Annotated in this window: 8 protein-coding genes and 1 pseudogene; 7 read left to right on the forward strand and 2 right to left on the reverse strand. The window is 42.6% G+C overall.

Features of this window, described 5'->3' with window-relative positions:
• Positions 1-102: 102 nt before the first annotated feature.
• Positions 103-636 (reverse strand): adenylyl-sulfate kinase, encoded by a 534-nt coding sequence (cysC, locus tag AACU25_RS35190; RefSeq protein ID WP_096584878.1) that lies wholly within the window; start codon positions 634-636, stop codon positions 103-105.
• A 52-nt stretch (positions 637-688) separates the two neighbouring features.
• Here cysC and AACU25_RS37060 point away from each other — a divergent pair.
• From AACU25_RS37060 to AACU25_RS37070, 3 genes and pseudogenes are all read left to right on the forward strand, one after another.
• Positions 689-861: pseudogene (locus AACU25_RS37060) on the forward strand (IS1/IS1595 family N-terminal zinc-binding domain-containing protein); the annotation flags it as partial.
• A gap of 3 nt (positions 862-864) precedes the next feature.
• Complete coding sequence (locus tag AACU25_RS37065) at positions 865-1,008, forward strand: hypothetical protein (protein ID WP_199347166.1); 144 nt, start codon at positions 865-867, stop codon at positions 1,006-1,008.
• Positions 1,008-1,169 carry a transposase family protein gene (locus AACU25_RS37070; RefSeq protein ID WP_422641127.1) on the forward strand — a complete coding sequence of 54 codons (162 nt, stop codon included), beginning with the start codon at positions 1,008-1,010 and terminating at the stop codon, positions 1,167-1,169. Before AACU25_RS37065 ends, AACU25_RS37070 begins: the two co-directional genes overlap by 1 nt.
• 15 nt (positions 1,170-1,184) lie before the next feature.
• Here AACU25_RS37070 and AACU25_RS35200 read toward each other — a convergent pair whose 3' ends face one another.
• The gene (locus AACU25_RS35200) at positions 1,185-1,319 is read right to left on the reverse strand and encodes a hypothetical protein (RefSeq protein WP_321206557.1); all 135 of its coding nucleotides are present in this window, start codon (positions 1,317-1,319) and stop codon (positions 1,185-1,187) included.
• 119 nt (positions 1,320-1,438) lie between these two features.
• On the opposite strand from AACU25_RS35200, the gene AACU25_RS35205 reads away from it, so the two are divergent.
• The 4 genes from AACU25_RS35205 to AACU25_RS35220 are packed head-to-tail and all read left to right on the forward strand — an operon-like array spanning position 1,439 to position 17,432.
• Positions 1,439-1,639, forward strand: a complete 201-nt coding sequence (locus AACU25_RS35205; protein WP_096584881.1) for a hypothetical protein — start codon at positions 1,439-1,441, stop codon at positions 1,637-1,639.
• 50 nt (positions 1,640-1,689) lie between these two features.
• Complete coding sequence (locus tag AACU25_RS35210) at positions 1,690-4,920, forward strand: type I polyketide synthase (RefSeq protein WP_096584884.1); 3,231 nt, start codon at positions 1,690-1,692, stop codon at positions 4,918-4,920.
• Position 4,921: 1 nt separating this feature from the next.
• Positions 4,922-10,720, forward strand: coding sequence for a type I polyketide synthase (locus AACU25_RS35215; protein ID WP_096584887.1), 5,799 nt, complete (start codon positions 4,922-4,924; stop codon positions 10,718-10,720).
• A gap of 1 nt (position 10,721) precedes the next feature.
• Entirely contained in the window at positions 10,722-17,432 is a 6,711-nt protein-coding gene (locus AACU25_RS35220) for a type I polyketide synthase (protein WP_096584890.1), read from the forward strand.
• Positions 17,433-17,486: the final 54 nt, after the last annotated feature.

The following is a 17,486-nucleotide window of genomic DNA, read 5'->3' on the forward strand; positions in this document are numbered from 1 at the left end:
CCAAAGCTTACCCCTTTATGACTAAACCCCGGCACAAATTACGCCAACAATTACAAACTGCTTAATTGATAAGCCTTTGAGCTTTTCTTAGCGCCATTCTTGTCATTCGTCTATTAAACCCTGACGTTCTAAATAGTGCAGCACTTGGTTAACACATTCTTCAACGGTAAAATTATCAGTTTGACAGATAATATCTGCATTAATTGGTGCTTCGTAGGGGTCAGAAATACCAGTGAAATGCTTGATTTTCCCCGCCCTGGCTTTGGCGTAAAGCCCTTTGATATCACGGGATTCACAAACTGCTAGTGGTGCTTGGACATAAATTTCGATAAAGTTGGTAGTCGTCTGTTTTAGTTCGGAGCGAACTTCACGATAGGGACTGATAGCAGCAACGATCGCAATTATGCCATTACGACTAAGTAAGTTAGCCACAAAGCCAATCCGACGCACATTTATATCTCGGTCTTGTTTGCTAAAGCCTAACCCTTGTGAAAGATGGGTGCGAACGATATCACCATCTAGCAACTCTACTAAGTAATTTCGTTTTTGTAGTTCTTGGGCTACACCGTGAGCAATAGTTGTTTTCCCCGCACCACTTAACCCTGTAAGCCAGAGAATTGCACCTTGTTGTTTCATGTTCAATTTAATACATACTAATGTTAATAGGTATGAATTCAGGTAAAACTGGATGGAATGTCCGCGTTGTGGGTCGTCTTATATCCGTAAGAACGGAAAGAAAAGAGGTAAACGGAATCACATTTGCTGTAATTGCGACGTGCGTTCCGCTAACGCCAATTCATTGATTGGTACGAACCACCTCAAGGATACAGTGATGAAGTGAAACGGGAATGCCTGAAAATTGATATGCATCGCTCTCAAGCACATGAGTGGATGCATAGATTGCAGCCCATATTAGAAGCAGCTTTGGGGCAGAAAATGGCACTACCAGAACGCCATCTCGACAGCATAGAAGCATTTTGGTCACGGTTTCCGGAGTTCAACGGGTAATGATTGATGGGACAGAGCATCCAATTACCCGTCCTCAAGATCGGGAAAAACAAAAACAGAATTACTCTGGTAAAAAGAAACGTCATACACGTAAACACTCAGCAGCTGTTGATCAAACCAAACGAATTTTAGTCTTAAGCAAGGCGTTGTTGCGTGAATAGGCAAAATGGTAAATTTTACCTATCGCCTATCAACTTAGCACCAGAGATAATTTTGAGGCGAAAAATGGCAGTTTCGGACAAAGAACGGCGATGATAACCAGACTCTTGTTTCCACTGCTTACGGGCTTTGTTGCATGAAAAAAAAGACAAACAAATTCGTGATTGAATTAGTAATTAGTCTTCGACTTTGTAAGAGTCTGGCTTACCTAGCTAAATCATGCGATTAAGCTCGGGGAAAAAGCTTATAATCGCATTTAGGCACTACAGGTATGGCGATCATACGAGCTATTATCGCTGGGAAATATGAGCCAAAAGTACTTGTAGCAAAAAATATCACCGTGTCAATAGATCCTGGTATGCATTATTATGAGCAGCGTTATCGTGAGCGAATTGTTAAGAATCTCCACAAAAAAGCCCAGGCTTTTGGTTTTGAGCTTATTCCTCAGGTCTCAGAAAATCTGGTTTCTTGAGAGAGTGATACGGGATCAAAAAGTTTCCGCACTCAGAATAAGGGTTTGAGATGAATCAAAATTCCCAACAATATCAAGAGAATTTTTATTCTAGCCAAGAGGGAGTTAAATTCCCAAAGCACCCAACCAACCAAACTGAAGAAACAGAGCAACGCAAGAGTGAAGCGATCGCTATTATAGGTATTGGTTGCCGCTTTCCCGGAGCTAATGACTACGAGCAATTTTGGCTCAACTTGGAAGCAGGAGTCAATAGCATCACCGAAATTCCTCCCCAGAGGTGGGATACCCAGAAGTATTATTCTCCCAATCCTCAAGAGCGAAATAAAACTATTAGTAAATGGTCTGGACTGATTGAGGCTTTAGACGAGTTTGATGCCCAGTTTTTTGGCATCTCCCCTCGTGAAGCTAAAATGCTCGAACCGCAGCAGAGGTTGATGCTGGAATTGAGTTGGTCTTGTTTGGAAGACGCTGGGTATTCACCATTTCAACTTTCAGGAAGCCCAGTTGGTGTTTTTATTGGAGCTTGTAATTACGACTCAATTCTTTATTTTAACCAGAATCAAGAAAACATCGAGGGACATCTGGGAACAGGAACTTGGACTTGCATGATTCCTAACCGAATTTCTCACTTCTTTGATTTTCGCGGTCCGAGTGTTCCTGTGGATACAGCTTGCTCCAGTTCACTAGTAGCGCTCCATTTGGCAATGAATGCTCTGAAAGAAAAGGACTGTGAAATAGCACTGGTGGGTGGAATTAGTGTTATGAATTTACCGATAGGATACCTGCAAATGAGTCAACTAGGGATGTTGTCCCCAACAGGACAGTGCCATAGTTTTGACAGTCATGCAGATGGTTATGTGCGGGGGGAAGGAGCAGGAATGATTTTATTAAAACCTCTAGCAAAAGCTATTGAGGATAAAGATCATATTTATGGTGTGATTAAAGGGATGGCGGTGAATCATGGTGGAAAATCACGAACTTTGACTTCTCCCAGTATTTATGCACAAGCCCAAGTGGTGCGTGCAGCGTATACCAAAGCCAATGTCGCCCCTAATACGGTTTCCTATATTGAAGCTCATGGCACTGGTACTCCCTTGGGTGATCCGATTGAAATTAATGCCCTGAAACGAGGGTTTAAACAACTGTATCAACAGTATAAGCTGCCAGGATTTGCAAAACCCTATTGTGGTCTAGGGACAGTTAAAACCAATATTGGACATTTGGAAGGAGCAGCAGGAATTGCTGGGGTGATTAAAGTCCTCTTGGCAATGAAGCAGAAAAAATTGCCCAAGATGCTAAATTTTCAGCAATTAAATCCACGTATTGAGTTAAAGGATAGCCCCTTTTATATAGTCACTGAAACCCAAGAATGGCAGCAGTTAAAAACCCTAGCAGGGGAAGTAGTACCTCGGCGAGCTGGTGTAAGCTCCTTTGGGGTTGGGGGTGTGAATGCTCATGTGGTTCTGGAAGAAGCACCACAGCCAAAGACTCAGAGGGTAGGAGTTGAGCGTCCTTTGCACATCTTAACTCTTTCGGCCAAGAATGAACAGGCTTTGGAGGAACTAGTCAAAAAATATCAAGGATATTTGCAGTCAAATCAAGAAGCATCAACAGCAAATATTTGCTTCACAGCTAATAGCGGACGCGCCCATTTTGAAAAAAAATTAGCAGTAGTAGCTGAATCTAATGCTGAATTACAGAAACAACTGGAAGCTTTTCTCAAATTTAATCAGACAAATGGAGTAGTCAGAGGACAACCTAAAGGGGAAAGCCCAAAAGTAGCTTTTCTGTTTACGGGTGAGGGTAGTCAGTATGTAAATATGGGTTGGCAACTATACCAAACTCAACCCACTTTTCGGAAAACCTTGGAGGAATGCGACCAAATTCTGCGCCCCTACCTAGAGCAGCCTTTGTTGTCAGTGCTTTATCCACAGTCAACAGCACTTACAAGAAATTCCTCACTTCTAAATCAAACCGCATACACTCAACCAACTCTATTTGCAATAGAATATGCCTTAGCGCAGTTGTGGCAATCTTGGGGCATCAAACCGGATGTGGTCATGGGTCATAGTGTCGGGGAATATGTGGCAGCAACCGTAGCAGGAGTATTCAGTCTAGAAGATGGACTGAAACTAATTGTCACTAGGGCAAGGCTAATGAAATCCATGCCAGGAGAGTTTGCAGCCGTAGCCCAAGAACTCACCTATAGTCAGCCTCAGATAACAATCATTTCTCATCTTCCTGGAGAAAAAGCAACACCAGAAATCTCCACCCCTGAATATTGGATAGAGCATTTCAGCCAACCTGTGCATTTTGGTCAGAGTATGCAAACCCTGTATCAGTCAGGATATAAACTGTTCCTGGAAATTGGACCCAAGCCAATACTTTTAGAAATGGGTCGTCAATGTTTACCAAAGGATGCAGGATTATGGTTGCCTTCATTAGACCCTCTGCAAGAAGATTGGCAACAAATGCTCTCAAGTTTATGGCAGTTGTATACAAAAGGCTTAAAGGTGGATTGGTCGGGGTTTGACAAAGATTATTCCCGTCATAAAGTGGTACTGCCAACTTATCCATTTCAGAGGCAACGCTATTGGCTGGAAACATCTGAAAATAAGCATCAAAAAGATACCCGAGAAAATAGCCTAAATCTGATTGCTCAACTACTGAATGAAATTGATCCAGAGCAGTTAGCACAGGAGTTGAATTTATCGGAATTACTGACCGAACAAGAGCAAAAATTACTACCTAAACTCTTAAATATTTTAGCTAAGCGATCGCAAGAATATGGTCAATTATCAAAACCATATTCAGAAATTTTACAACAACTTGAGAAAACTCCCCAGACGGAACGCCACCAGCTAATGATAAATTACCTGCAAAGTGTGGTTGGTAAATTGTTAGGATTTCATGACTCCCAAAGCCCAGATTCACAGTTAGGATTCTTTGACATGGGCATGAACTATTCGATGATGCTCGAACTCAAAGATTTATTACAGACAAGTTTAGGTTGTGCTATTGCAGTCACAACATTATCTGAACATTTTAATATTCAAGACCTGGCTAAATATTTAATCACCAAGATTTTTGTGGGAGAGTTAGAGGAAAAATTGGAAATTGATAAATATTATGAAAATCCCAACCAAGGAACTCTGATTAATGGTGAAATAGAACTTCTATCTGAAGATACGATCGCCAATGCCATGACAGAGGAAATAATCGCGACGGCACTTCAAGATGAACTGAAAGAAATTGAATTTTTACTCAACCAGGGAATGTGAAATGACCAATAATTTAACGACAGGGCAACAAGTTGTTTCTTCCCAACAAGTGCTTCAAACTATCAAAGAAATGCGAACTAGACTTGAAGCAGTCAACAAAGAAAAAACTGAACCTATCGCAATTATTGGTCTGGGTTGCCGATTTCCAGGTAATGCAAATGACCCTGACTCATTCTGGAATTTATTACATAAAGGTATTGATGCTGTAACAGAAGTCCCACCTGGCCGATGGGATGTTGATGCTTACTATGATCCTAATCCTGATGCACCGGGGAAAACCTACACAAAACAAGGTGGTTTTATCCAGCAAGTAGACCAGTTCGATCCCCTATTTTTTGGAATTTCCCCCAGAGAAGCAGTGAGTTTAGACCCCCAACAAAGACTGCTTTTAGAAGTGACCTGGGAAGCCCTAGAAAACGCTGGACAACCACCAACAAAACTTAGAAATAGCCAAACAGGTGTATATGTGGGCATTTGCACAGATGACTATGCCCAACGAAATATGAGTCTGGAGAACAGGTTCTTAATGGATGCCCACTTTGGCACAGGTAACGCCCGCAGTATGGCTGTAGGTCGTATTTCTCACTTCCTTGGCTTACAAGGTCCGAATATTCAATTAGATACTGCCTGTTCCTCTTCATTACTAGCTGTACATCTAGCTTGCCAAAGTTTGCGTTCCAAAGAATCCAATCTTGCCCTTGCAGGCGGAGTCAATCTGATTCTATGGCCTCTCAGCACTATCAGTCGTTGCAAGTTGAAAGCCTTAGCTCCAGATGGTCGCTGTAAAACTTTTGATGTTGCGGCAGATGGTTATGGACAGGGAGAAGGATGTGGGATGGTAGTTCTGAAACGTCTTTCAGATGCTATGGCTGATGGTGATAACGTCTTAGCGGTGATTCGAGGTTCCGCTGTCAACCATGATGGACCTAGCAGCGGTCTGACAGTTCCCAACAAAATGGCGCAGAAAGAAGTGATTCAGCAAGCACTACAAAATGCGAGAGTGGAGGCGCATCAGGTGAGCTATGTAGAAGCTCACGGGACAGGAACATCCCTTGGAGACCCGATTGAGATAGAGTCTTTGGCAGCAGTTTATGGCAAAAACCGCCCGATAAATCAACCCTTGGTAGTTGGTTCAGTAAAAACCAATTTCGGGCATTTGGAAGCAGCCGCAGGAGTTTGCGGTTTGATGAAGGTGGTTTTATCCCTTCAGAATCAAGAAATACCAGCCCATTTGCACCTGAACAAACCTAATCCCCATATTCCTTGGCATCAACTTCCTCTGGTCGTTCCCACCAAAACAATTCCCTGGAATGTAGGCAATCAAAGTAGAATAGCAGGTATTAGTGCTTTTGGAATTAGTGGGACAAACGTTCATATAATCTTGGAAGAAGCACCAGAACAAGTCCAACCTGAAAAATCTTTAGAGCGTAAATTACAGATATTATCTCTCTCAGCAAAAACTCCAAAGGCTTTGGCAGAGTCAGTTAGTAGTTATGCTCATCATTTGGAAAATAATCCAGAATTAGAGCTAGAAGACATCTGTCACACTGCCAATACAGGGCGTGTTCATTTCAATCATCGACTCGCAGTGATTACCTCTGATAAAGCTGAACTCGCTACAAAACTCAGCAACATCACAGTAGGTAAGGAAGTTGCTGGACTATTTTCTGGTCAAATCTCTACCAGCACAAGTTCACCTAAAGTAGCTTTTCTGTTTACAGGGCAGGGTAGCCAGTATGTAAATATGGGTTGGCAACTGTACCAAACTCAACCCACTTTTCGGAAAACCTTGGAAGAATGCGACCAAATTCTGCGCTCATACTTAGATAAGCCTTTGTCATCTGTGCTTTATCCACAATCAACAGCACTGGTAGAAAATTCCTCACGTCTAAATCAAACCGCATACACTCAACCCGCTCTATTTGCAATAGAATATGCCTTAGCGCAGTTGTGGCAATCTTGGGGCATTAAACCGGATGTGGTCATGGGTCATAGTGTCGGGGAATATGTGGCAGCAACTGTCGCAGGAGTATTCAGCCTAGAAGAAGGACTTAAACTAATTGCAGCTAGGGGAAGATTAATGCAGCAGTTGCCTAGTGGCGGAGAGATGGTATCGGTGTTGGCATCAGAGTCGCAGGTAACAAAGGTAATAGCCTCCTATGCAGACAAGGTAGTGATCGCCGCCATCAATGGTGCCGACAGCATTGTGATTTCCGGTGTTGGTGAAGCGATCGCCGCAATTTGTCAGAATTTCGCAGACATGGGAATCAAGACCAAACCCCTACAAGTGTCTCACGCTTTCCACTCCGCGCTGATGGACCCGATGCTTGGGGAGTTTGCAGACATCGCCAAAGAAATCACCTATCATCAACCCTGCATCCCTCTAATTTCTAATGTCACCGGAAAACAGGCAACAGCAGCAATAGCCACCCCTGAATATTGGGTGAACCATGTCCGGCAACCTGTGCATTTTGCTCAGAGTATGCAAACCCTTCATCGGCAAGGATATAAACTGTTCCTGGAAATCGGACCTAAGCCAATACTCTTGGGCATGGGTCGTCAATGTCTGCCAGAAAATGTGGGATTATGGTTGCCTTCATTACGTCCGCCTCAAGAAGATTGGCAACAAATGCTCTCAAGTTTAGGGCAACTATACACACAAGGAGTAGCAGTAGACTGGTCAGGATTTGACCGTGATTATTCCCGGCGCAAAGTATCACTCCCAACCTATCCATTTCAACGCCAACGCTATTGGCAGGAAGTGGTAGAAAACAAGGATAAAACTGTTTCTACACCAATTGTGCAATTGCTCAACCAAGGTGAAACCGAGGGGTTAGCAAAGGAATTAGAACTAGCTGGAGAACTGAGCGAACAAGAGCGACAATTACTGCCAAAGCTACTAGGACTTTTAGTGAAACGGCAGCAAAATTATCTGGAGTTTAAAGGGGGTATAGTTCACGAATATTACAATGCTGTAGCAATTTTAGGTCAAGAGCAAGCGGGAAATCAAGCAGATGTCAGATCAGAATCAGCATTTTTAACCTTTGGTTTATTTCCCGAAAAAGTTCCTGGTTTTTCTTGGATTAAATGTCTCACAGAGCCGAATCAAGAAAAATCACGTCAGATGATTGTTGATTCTCAAAAAGAGTTGAGAAAATTATTGTTTGCTGAAGTTGATTTCTCAGCTTGCAAAAAAGTTTTAGACTTTGGCTGCGGATACGCTTCGGATTTAATTCAGTTAGCCAAAAAACATGAGCATCTACAATTGAATGGCTACACGATTTCCAGCGAACAAGCCAAACTCGGTAGTGCCAAAGTTGCAGAAAATCAACTCCAAGGGCGGGTAAAAATATTTAATCGTGATAGTACTAAAGATGAATTTCCTGATCGTTATGATTTGGTATTCGGGTTTGAAGTAGCACACCACATTTTCGATAAAAAATCATTATTCACGAATATCGGTAATCATTTGCACCAAAAAGGTTATTTAGTGTTAGCAGATTTCATCTCTAACAGCGAATTATCTATCGATCATCAGGAAACATCTTCCTACTTTATTACTAAATCAGAGTGGGTAGAGTTACTATCTCAACATCATCTCCAGTTAGTTGCAGCTATTGATGTCAGTCCAGAGATATCTAACTTTTTGTACGACCCAGACTTTGAGGAACGTTTGCAGCAGTTGTATGCCAGAAATCGCAACGAGAACGTCAAATCAGGGTTTAAATCCTACTATCAATTAGGCAAAGTTCTCAGCAAAGGAATAGCCAGCTATGTATTGCTAACAGCTCAAAAGCAAGAGCAGTTATCTCCAGAGCAAATAGCTGAGTGGAATCAACAAAGATTAGCGCAACTGACATCTTACTCAGAGGTGACACCAAATCGCTGGCTCTACGAATTAGAATGGCAGCCCCAAAAACATTCAAATTCCATAGATCAGCAGAGAACAACAGGAAACTGGTTATTATTTGCAGAACCTGGTGATGTAGCCAAAGGATTAGTCGAGAAATTGGGTGCAGGATGTGTGATTGTCTCTCCTGGTTCCAGTTATCAAAAGATAGACGAAAAACATTACCAACTCAATCCCACTGCGCCAGAAGAATTTAAACGGCTGTTGGGTGACATTGCTCAACACTCACAACTCCAGGGAATTGTGCATCTGTGGAGTTTACCAACAACCAACAGTCAGTTAAAAATAGCCCTAGAATATGGTTGTGCAAGTTTGCTGCATCTAGTGCAAGCCTTGATACAGACCCAAAAACAAGTAGCCCCTGTGTGGATAGTTACCCAAGGTGCGATGAGTGTGGTTACAGACAAAGAAGCAGTGCAAGTGCAACAAACACCAGTGTGGGGATTAGGTCGGGTAGTCAGTTTGGAACATCCAGAACTGCAATGTCGGTTACTTGACTTGGAATCGAACACCAAAGCAGAAGAACTGGTGAGGTTGCTACATCAAGAACTGAACTCACAAGACGACGAGAACCAGATTGCTTACCGTCAGGGAGAACGTCGGGTAGCGCGACTAGTACGCCGACAGACAACCACCGAACAAAAGCAAGAGATCACCATTGTTCCTGAAGGCAGTTACTTGATTACTGGTGGACTGGGTGCTTTGGGATTACAATTGGCTAAGTGGTTGGTAGATAAAGGTGCTAAACATTTGGTACTCACTGGGCGTGGTCAACCCTCACAGACAGCACAACAAACCATCACCCAAATCGAGCAAGCCGGAGTAGAAGTTTTTGTGCTGCTAGGTGATGTTTCTGTTGAAGAAGATACAGCCAAGATTTTCAGACAGGCGAATGTATCTTTACCGCCATTACGAGGTGTGATTCATGCGGCGGGAGTTTTGGATGATGGGGTTCTCCAGCAGATGAGCTGGGAACGGTTTATAAAAGTTATGGCTCCCAAAATTCACGGCGTATGGTATCTGCACAAATTAACTCAGGAGTTACCGTTGGACTTCTTTGTGTGTTTCTCCTCAGCAGCATCTTTGTTGGGTTCAACAGGTCAAGGTAATTATGCAGCCGCTAACGCTTTTCTTGATGGCTTGGCAGCTCATCGGCGATCGCTCAGTTTACCAGGATTGAGCGTGAACTGGGGTGCTTGGGGAGAAGGCGGTATGGCTACTCGGTTGGCAGATCAGTTCCAGAGCCGCATTCGCTCTTTGGGTATGAGTAGCATTCCGCCATCTCAAGGGTTACAAATTTTGGAGCAGTTGTTGGCACAATCGGCCACCTCTGTAGGGGTATTTCCTGTGAACTGGTCTGTGTTTGTGACACAATTGCCAGCAGGGATGAAAATGCCTGTATTGGAGGCATTTATCGATGAAGATGATGTAGCAAAAGAAACTCAGACCAACGAGTTTTTAGCACAACTCAAAGTAGCTAAAGCTAGCGATCGCCCCTCACTAATGACAAATTACCTCCAAGGTGTTGTGGGTAAGTTACTAGGATTCCCTGAATCTCAAATGCTAGACCCGCAACTAGGATTTTTTGATATGGGGATGGATTCTTTACTGGCTTTAGAGTTAAGGAATCTGCTGCAAACCAGTTTGGGGTGTGCAGTTTCTACCACGATTTTGTTTGAATACTCTAATATTGACTCTTTAGCTGAGTATTTAGTCACAGAGGTTTTGGCAGAAAAACTAGCCGCGACGGTTGAAATTGCCAACAATGGGAAACAACCACCACCAGCATTTATTTCTGGAGAGAAACAAACAACTTCCCCAGAAATACCAACAGACGCGATTATAGAAAAATTTAAACAGATCCAAAACCTACTCAACAAGGAGGTATAGCGTGAATCAACCTCTTTCATCCCAGCAGTTGTTTGAGCTTTTAGAGCAAGTTCATCATAAGCTAGAAGCAGTTGATCGGGAAAAAACAGAACCAATTGCCATTATTGGCATGGGTTGCCGTTTTCCTGGGAACGCCAACGACCCCGCTTCATTGTGGCGTTTACTCCACGAGGGTGTGGATGCTGTTAGCGAAATACCATCAGATCGCTGGGATGTTGAGGAATTTTACGACCCAGATCCCGAAGCTCCTGCCAAGGCATACACCCGATATGGTAGCTTTATTCCAGAAGTTGACCAGTTCGACCCTCAGTTTTTTGGGATGTCGCCTCGGGAAGCAGCAAGTTTAGACCCCCAGCAGAAGTTGCTGTTAGAAGTGACCTGGGAAGCTCTAGAAAATGCAGGGCTGGCAGCAAATAAGTTGAGAAACAGCCTCACTGGTGTATACGTAGGTATTTGCACTGATGACCATACGTATAACTTAACAATCAACGCAGTGACAAAATTAGTTACTCCATTCAGCAAAAATCAAGAGACTTCCGTTTCTGTGGATGGCTACACTGGTATAGGTGTTGCCCGTAGCGTTGCCGTGGGTCGTATTTCTCATCTGCTGGGTTTGCAAGGCCCAAACATTCAGTTAGATACGGCTTGTTCCTCCTCTTTAGTAGCCGTGCATCTGGCTTGCCAAAGTTTGCGGTTAAAAGAATGTAATCTTGCCCTCGTGGGCGGAGTCAATTTGATTCTGTCCCCAGGAAACACCATAGCTCGGTGCAAGATGAAAGCCTTAGCTCCTGATGGTCGTTGTAAAACTTTTGCTGCAGCGGCAGATGGTTATGGTCAGGGAGAAGGATGTGGCATGGTTGTCCTCAAACGTCTTTCAGATGCCATAGCTGATGGTGATTCAGTTTTAGCGGTGATTCGCGGTTCGGCTACCAACCACGATGGCCCTAGTAGTGGTTTAACTGTGCCTAACAAAAAAGCTCAACAGCAAGTCATCCAGCAAGCACTAGAAAATGCTAGGGTAGAGCCGCATCAGGTGAGTTATGTGGAAGCTCACGGCACAGGAACATCCCTTGGCGACCCGATTGAGCTAGAATCCTTAGCAGCAGTATATGGCCATAACCGTCCTCACAATCAACCGTTGGTAGTTGGTTCGGTCAAGACCAACTTCGGACACCTAGAGGCGGCGGCTGGTGTTTTATCTTTGATGAAAGTTGTGCTGTCGCTTTACCATCAAGAGATACCACCTCATTTGCATTTTACTAAGCCTAATCCTTACATACCTTGGCATAAAATTTCTGTGGTCGTTCCCACTAGAGGAATGCCTTGGGTGAGGGAAGAAAAACCCCGCATAGCTGGCGTAAGTTCCTTTGGGATGAGTGGGAGCAACGTTCATGTCATCTTAGAAGAAGCGCCAAAACAGGTTAAAGGTAAACAATCAAAAGAACGTCCTGTTCATTTACTAACGCTATCAGCGAAAACTCAACAGGCTCTAGAAGATTTAGCCAGTTCCTATCGCAATTATCTGGAAATTCATCCAGCACAAAGTTTGTCCGATATCTGTTACACCGCTAATACTGGACGATCTCATTTTCAGTATCGTCTGGCGGTGCTGGCTACTTCAGGAGCCGAATTGAAGGAAAAATTGGGGCGATTACAAGATCCCCTAGCTATGGAAGAAGCAGGGGATCTAATGTTCTGTGGTCAACTCCGCAGCACCAGCAGTCAACCAAAAATAGCTTTCTTGTTTACAGGTCAAGGCTCTCAGTATGTAAGAATGGGATGGGAACTATACCAGACTCAACCAATTTTTCGTGAAGCTTTGGCGCAATGCGATCGCATTCTGCAACCTTACCTCAACATCTCTCTACTAGAAGTACTCTATCCCCCCACAGAAGTAGAAGAAAAATCTCATCTCCTGAATGAAACCGCATACACTCAACCGGCTTTGTTTGCTTTGGAATATGCCTTAGTGGAGTTATGGAAATCCTGGGGAATCGAGCCAAATGTGGTAATGGGTCACAGTGTGGGCGAATATGTCGCTGCAACTGTAGCTGGAGTTTTTAGTCTTGAAGATGGTCTCAAACTGATTGCCACTAGGGGACGGTTAATGCAACAATTACCCCCAGGCGGTGAAATGGTATCGGTGATGGCATCGGAGTCTCAGGTAAGAGAAGCGATCGCACCTTATATTTCACAAGTAGCCATTGCTGCTTTTAACGGTCTTAAGAGTATTGTAATTTCTGGGGAAAGTCAAGCGATTGGGGTAATTTGTCGCAGTCTAGAATCCCAAGACATCAAGCTCAAACGCTTACAAGTATCCCACGCTTTCCACTCACCACTAATGGATTCGATGCTCAGGGAATTTGCAGCAGTGGCTCAACAAATCAGCTACCGTCAGCCTCGAATTCCCTTAATATCTAATGTGACTGGCAACCTAGCTGATGAAAGCATTGCCACAGATCGGTACTGGGTAGATCATATTAGACAACCTGTAAGATTTGCTCAGGGTCTGCAAACGCTACATCAGCAAGGTTATACAGTCTTCTTGGAAATCGGACCTCAGCCAATACTATTGGGCATGGGTCGTCAATGTATACCAGCAAATCAAGGGGTCTGGCTGTCTTCTTTACATTCAACCCAAAGTGATTGGCAACAAATGCTCTCTAGTGTGGCACAGTTGTATGTGCAAGGAGCAAAAATAGATTGGTTAGAGTTGGAACGAGGTTATGCTTGTTCTAAGGTAATGTTGCCAAGTTATCCGTTCCAACGGCAACTTTATCCGAGAGAACCAATCCAAAGTCTACAAAAACTTCTATCTGGTGCCATCAAGTCGGAAAATACTTCGATTGTCAACTTACTCAGCCAAGGATATACCGCAGAGTTACTTCAACAACTACAAAAAGCTGGTAATTTTTCACAAGAGCAATTAAGATTATTAACCGATTTATTAGCAGTATTATCTCAAAAACAGCAGCAGCAATTAGTAACAGATACTATCAAAGATTGGCTCTATGCAGTCCAGTGGCAACCTGTAAATATAAATATTGGTCAGCAAAAGCCGAATTTTCAACTCAGTCACTGGTTAATTTTTGCTGATTCAACAGGGTTAGGCGAAACTCTAATGACTCAATTGCAAAACCAAGGACATGAATGTAGTTTAGTTTATCGAGCCGATATTTATCATAGTCATCAAAGAGGAATTTATAATATTAATCCTGAACATCCCCAAGAATTTGAACAACTTTATCAAGAAATAATCGAAACAAGTATATTACCTGTACAAAGGATAATTCATCTGTGGAGTTTAGATGAGAATTGTGAGCAAGATTTAACGATTTCTGCTTTAGAGTCAGCGCAACTTTGGGGGTGTGGTAGTGTACTGTATTTGTTACAGGCTGTAGTTAAAAACTCCAAGAATACTTTACCCCAATTGTGGCTGGTCACTAGAGGATCTCAGCCGGTTTTATCAAACACAGCGCAAATAGCAGTCACTCAATCATCTTTGTGGGGGTTAGGTCGAGTTATCTCTTGTGAACATCCGCAAATGTGGGGTGGTTTGATAGATTTAGATCCACAGAGTTCAGAAGATGAGGCGGAAATATTACTGCAACTTTTAGCAGATCATCAAAAAGAAGATCATCTAGCTCTGCGCGATCGCAAACCATATGTAGCTCGTTTAGTCAAACAATCTCTGCCAGAGTTTGCACCCTTATCATTGCGTTCTGATGCAACTTATCTGATGACTGGAGGTCTGGGAGCTTTAGGATTACATACAGCTGAGTGGATGGTATCCAAAGGTGCCAAAAATTTAGTTTTAATTAGTCGTCACCAACCTTCGGAACAAACACATCTCAAAATTGAGCATTTAGAACAATTAGGAGCTAAAATTCATGTTTTGTGTGCAGATATCTCTGTCGAACAAGATGTGATAAGAATTCTACAGCAGATTGAGACATCCTTACCTCCATTGCTCGGCGTAATTCATGCAGCTGGAGTTTTGGACGATGGGATGATACATCAAATGAGTTGGGAGCGTTTTACTAAGGTAATGAGACCCAAGGTAAACGGTGCTTGGTATTTGCATCAATTCACTCAACAACTCTCACTAGACTTCTTTGTTTGCTTCTCTTCCATAGCTTCCTTACTAGGTTCTGCTAGTCAAGGAAACTATGCTGCTGCTAATGCGTTTATGGATGCTTTGGCTCATAATCGTCGTCGGATGGGATTATCTGGATTAAGCATTAACTGGGGAGCATGGTCTGAAAGTGGGATGGCTACTCGTGTAACTAGTCAGCATCAAAGCCGGATGAAAACATCTGGGATAGGTGCTATTTCTCCAACACAAGGACTGCAAGTATTAGAGCAACTTCTACTCAACCAATCTCAATCACAGGTGGGGGTAATACCCGCCGATTGGTCAATTTTGGCAGAACAATGGAATTTAGAAAATACCAGTTCATTACTTTTGGAACTATTAGATCGGGAAAAATTACAACAGCAACTTGCATTTAAACAGCAGAATGAAAAAGCGATTTTAGAAAAATTAAAAGTAGCACCAGAAACTGAACATCAAGAGATATTAAGGATTTATCTGCAATCTCTAGTAGCCAAGACTCTAAGAATCCAAGTATCAGAGATTCCTACTGATGCTAATCTCATCGAATTGGGTATGGATTCTCTTATGACTATGGAAGTCATCAATCAACTTAGCCGCGATTTAGACTTTATAATTTACCCCAGAGAGTTTTATGAACGACCTAGAATAGATTCTCTAACCAAGTATTTAAGTGCTGAACTGGGAAACAAAACTATTACCCTGAACTCGCAGCAATCATCTCCACCAACTTTAGAACTCTTCGAGGCCAAATCAATCTTCAATTCTCCTGCTCTGATTCCCAGTTCAGAGCGTCTTCCTGGGATTATATTTATCCTTTCTAGTCCTCGGTCTGGTTCTACTTTGCTCAGGGTAATGTTGGCTGGTCATCCTGCTTTATTTTCACCACCAGAATTGCATCTTTTAGCCTTTAATAATATGAGAGAGCGGGGGGAACAACTCAATTTTTCGCACTTGGGTGAAGGGCTACAGAAAGCTTTAATGGAAATTCTCCATCTAGATGCAACAGCTAGTCAGGCTGTACTTGAAGATATGGAGTTGCAGAATTTGTCTATTCAGCAAGTGTATCGCCAGCTTCAGGAAAATATAGCTCCCCGGTTACTAGTAGATAAATCTCCTGCTTATGCTGTGAATCGCGCCATCTTAGAACGAGGAGAAGCTATATTTGCTAACTCCAAATACATTCACTTAGTTCGCCATCCCTATTCAGTTATTGAGTCATTTGTGCGGATGCGGATGCAAAAAATGGCAGGGTTAGGTGATGAAAATCCTTACCAAGTTGCAGAGCAGGTATGGACTAATAGTAATCAGAATATCTTAGACTTTCTAGCTCAGATAGAACCAGAGCGTTGTCATCAGATTTTTTATGAAGACTTGGTAAAGAAACCCTCGGAGATAGGAACACAACTGTGCGATTTTTTGCAAATTAATTTTGATCCTGCAATTTTGCAACCTTATGATGGCGATCGCATGACTGAGGGTATTTATAAAAATTCCTTGTCAATCAGCGATCCCAACTTTCTCAAACATAATTTTGTGGATGCGAGTTTAGGAGACAAGTGGAAAACTATTGAATTACCTCATCGGTTAGGGGAAAAAACACGACAGCTTGTTAAGCAATTCAATTATGAATTACCTAACCCAATGGACTTTCCCTCAAATATTGCCAGAAATGAACAGTCACAGGGACAAGTTTTTTTAACTGCACCAAACAAGGAGCAGTTTATGGATGAAAAGTTTTTGGAGTTCAAAGGAAATCAGACTTGTGTATGTAGTTGGGGTTCCCCAGATAATCCTATAGTTCTGTGTATTCATGGAATTTTGGAACAAGGATTGGCTTGGCAAGAAGTAGCACTCCCTCTGGTTGCAAAAGGTTATCGGGTAGTAGCTCCTGATCTATTTGGTCATGGACGTTCAACTCATTTAGAAATGGTAACTTCTTATAACTCTCTAACATTTTTGGCTCAAATAGATCGGGTGATGCAGGAATTACCAGACCAACCTTTGTTTCTTGTAGGTCATTCTATGGGAGCAATGTTAGGCGCAATGATTGCTAGTGTGCGACCTCAGAAGGTGAAAGCCTTAATGTTAGTTGAACCTCCATTACCTCCTGAAGAGAACAAACAAAAGTCAATTAATCAGCTAACAAATTTTTTAGAATATTTTGCCTCTTGTCCTCAACATCCTATATTCCCAGATGTAGAAACTGCTGCTAGGAGATTGCGTCAAGCTACACCTGCTTTGTCAAAAGAATTTTCCTATATCCTCGCTCAACGGACAACAACACCCTGTAAAGGCGGAGTCAGGTGGAGTTGGGACCCGATTCTTCGGACTCGTTCTACTCTAAATTTTAACAGTTTTAATGGAGGTCGATCCCAATATCTAGAAATGCTCAAACATATTCAAATTCCTACCACATTAGTCTATGGAGATAGCAGTCAACTAAATCGTCCAGAAGACTTGCAACAACAGCAAATAGCTATGGCTAAAGCAAAACTAGTTTTTGTTTCTGGAGGACATAATCTCCACATTGAAGCTGCTTCTGCTTTAGCATTAATGATTGAACATAATTATTGTGACTCGCAATTATACTCATGATATCATGTCCGCTTGATTACTGATGATTAAAACAGAAGACATAACTAGTTTTCC

The organism is Tolypothrix tenuis PCC 7101 (genome assembly GCF_963874875.1).
GTDB lineage: Bacteria > Cyanobacteriota > Cyanobacteriia > Cyanobacteriales > Nostocaceae > Aulosira > Aulosira tenue.

Bases quoted from the DNA above. Each gene is read 5' to 3' on its own strand.
- AACU25_RS35210 (WP_096584884.1), top strand. From the start codon at position 1,690: ATGAATCAAAATTCCCAACAATATCAAGAGAATTTTTATTCTAGCCAA.
- cysC (WP_096584878.1), bottom strand. From the start codon at position 636: ATGAAACAACAAGGTGCAATTCTCTGGCTTACAGGGTTAAGTGGTGCG.
- AACU25_RS37070 (WP_422641127.1), top strand. From the start codon at position 1,008: ATGATTGATGGGACAGAGCATCCAATTACCCGTCCTCAAGATCGGGAA.
- AACU25_RS35215 (WP_096584887.1), top strand. From the start codon at position 4,922: ATGACCAATAATTTAACGACAGGGCAACAAGTTGTTTCTTCCCAACAA.
- AACU25_RS35205 (WP_096584881.1), top strand. From the start codon at position 1,439: ATGGCGATCATACGAGCTATTATCGCTGGGAAATATGAGCCAAAAGTA.
- AACU25_RS37065 (WP_199347166.1), top strand. From the start codon at position 865: ATGCATCGCTCTCAAGCACATGAGTGGATGCATAGATTGCAGCCCATA.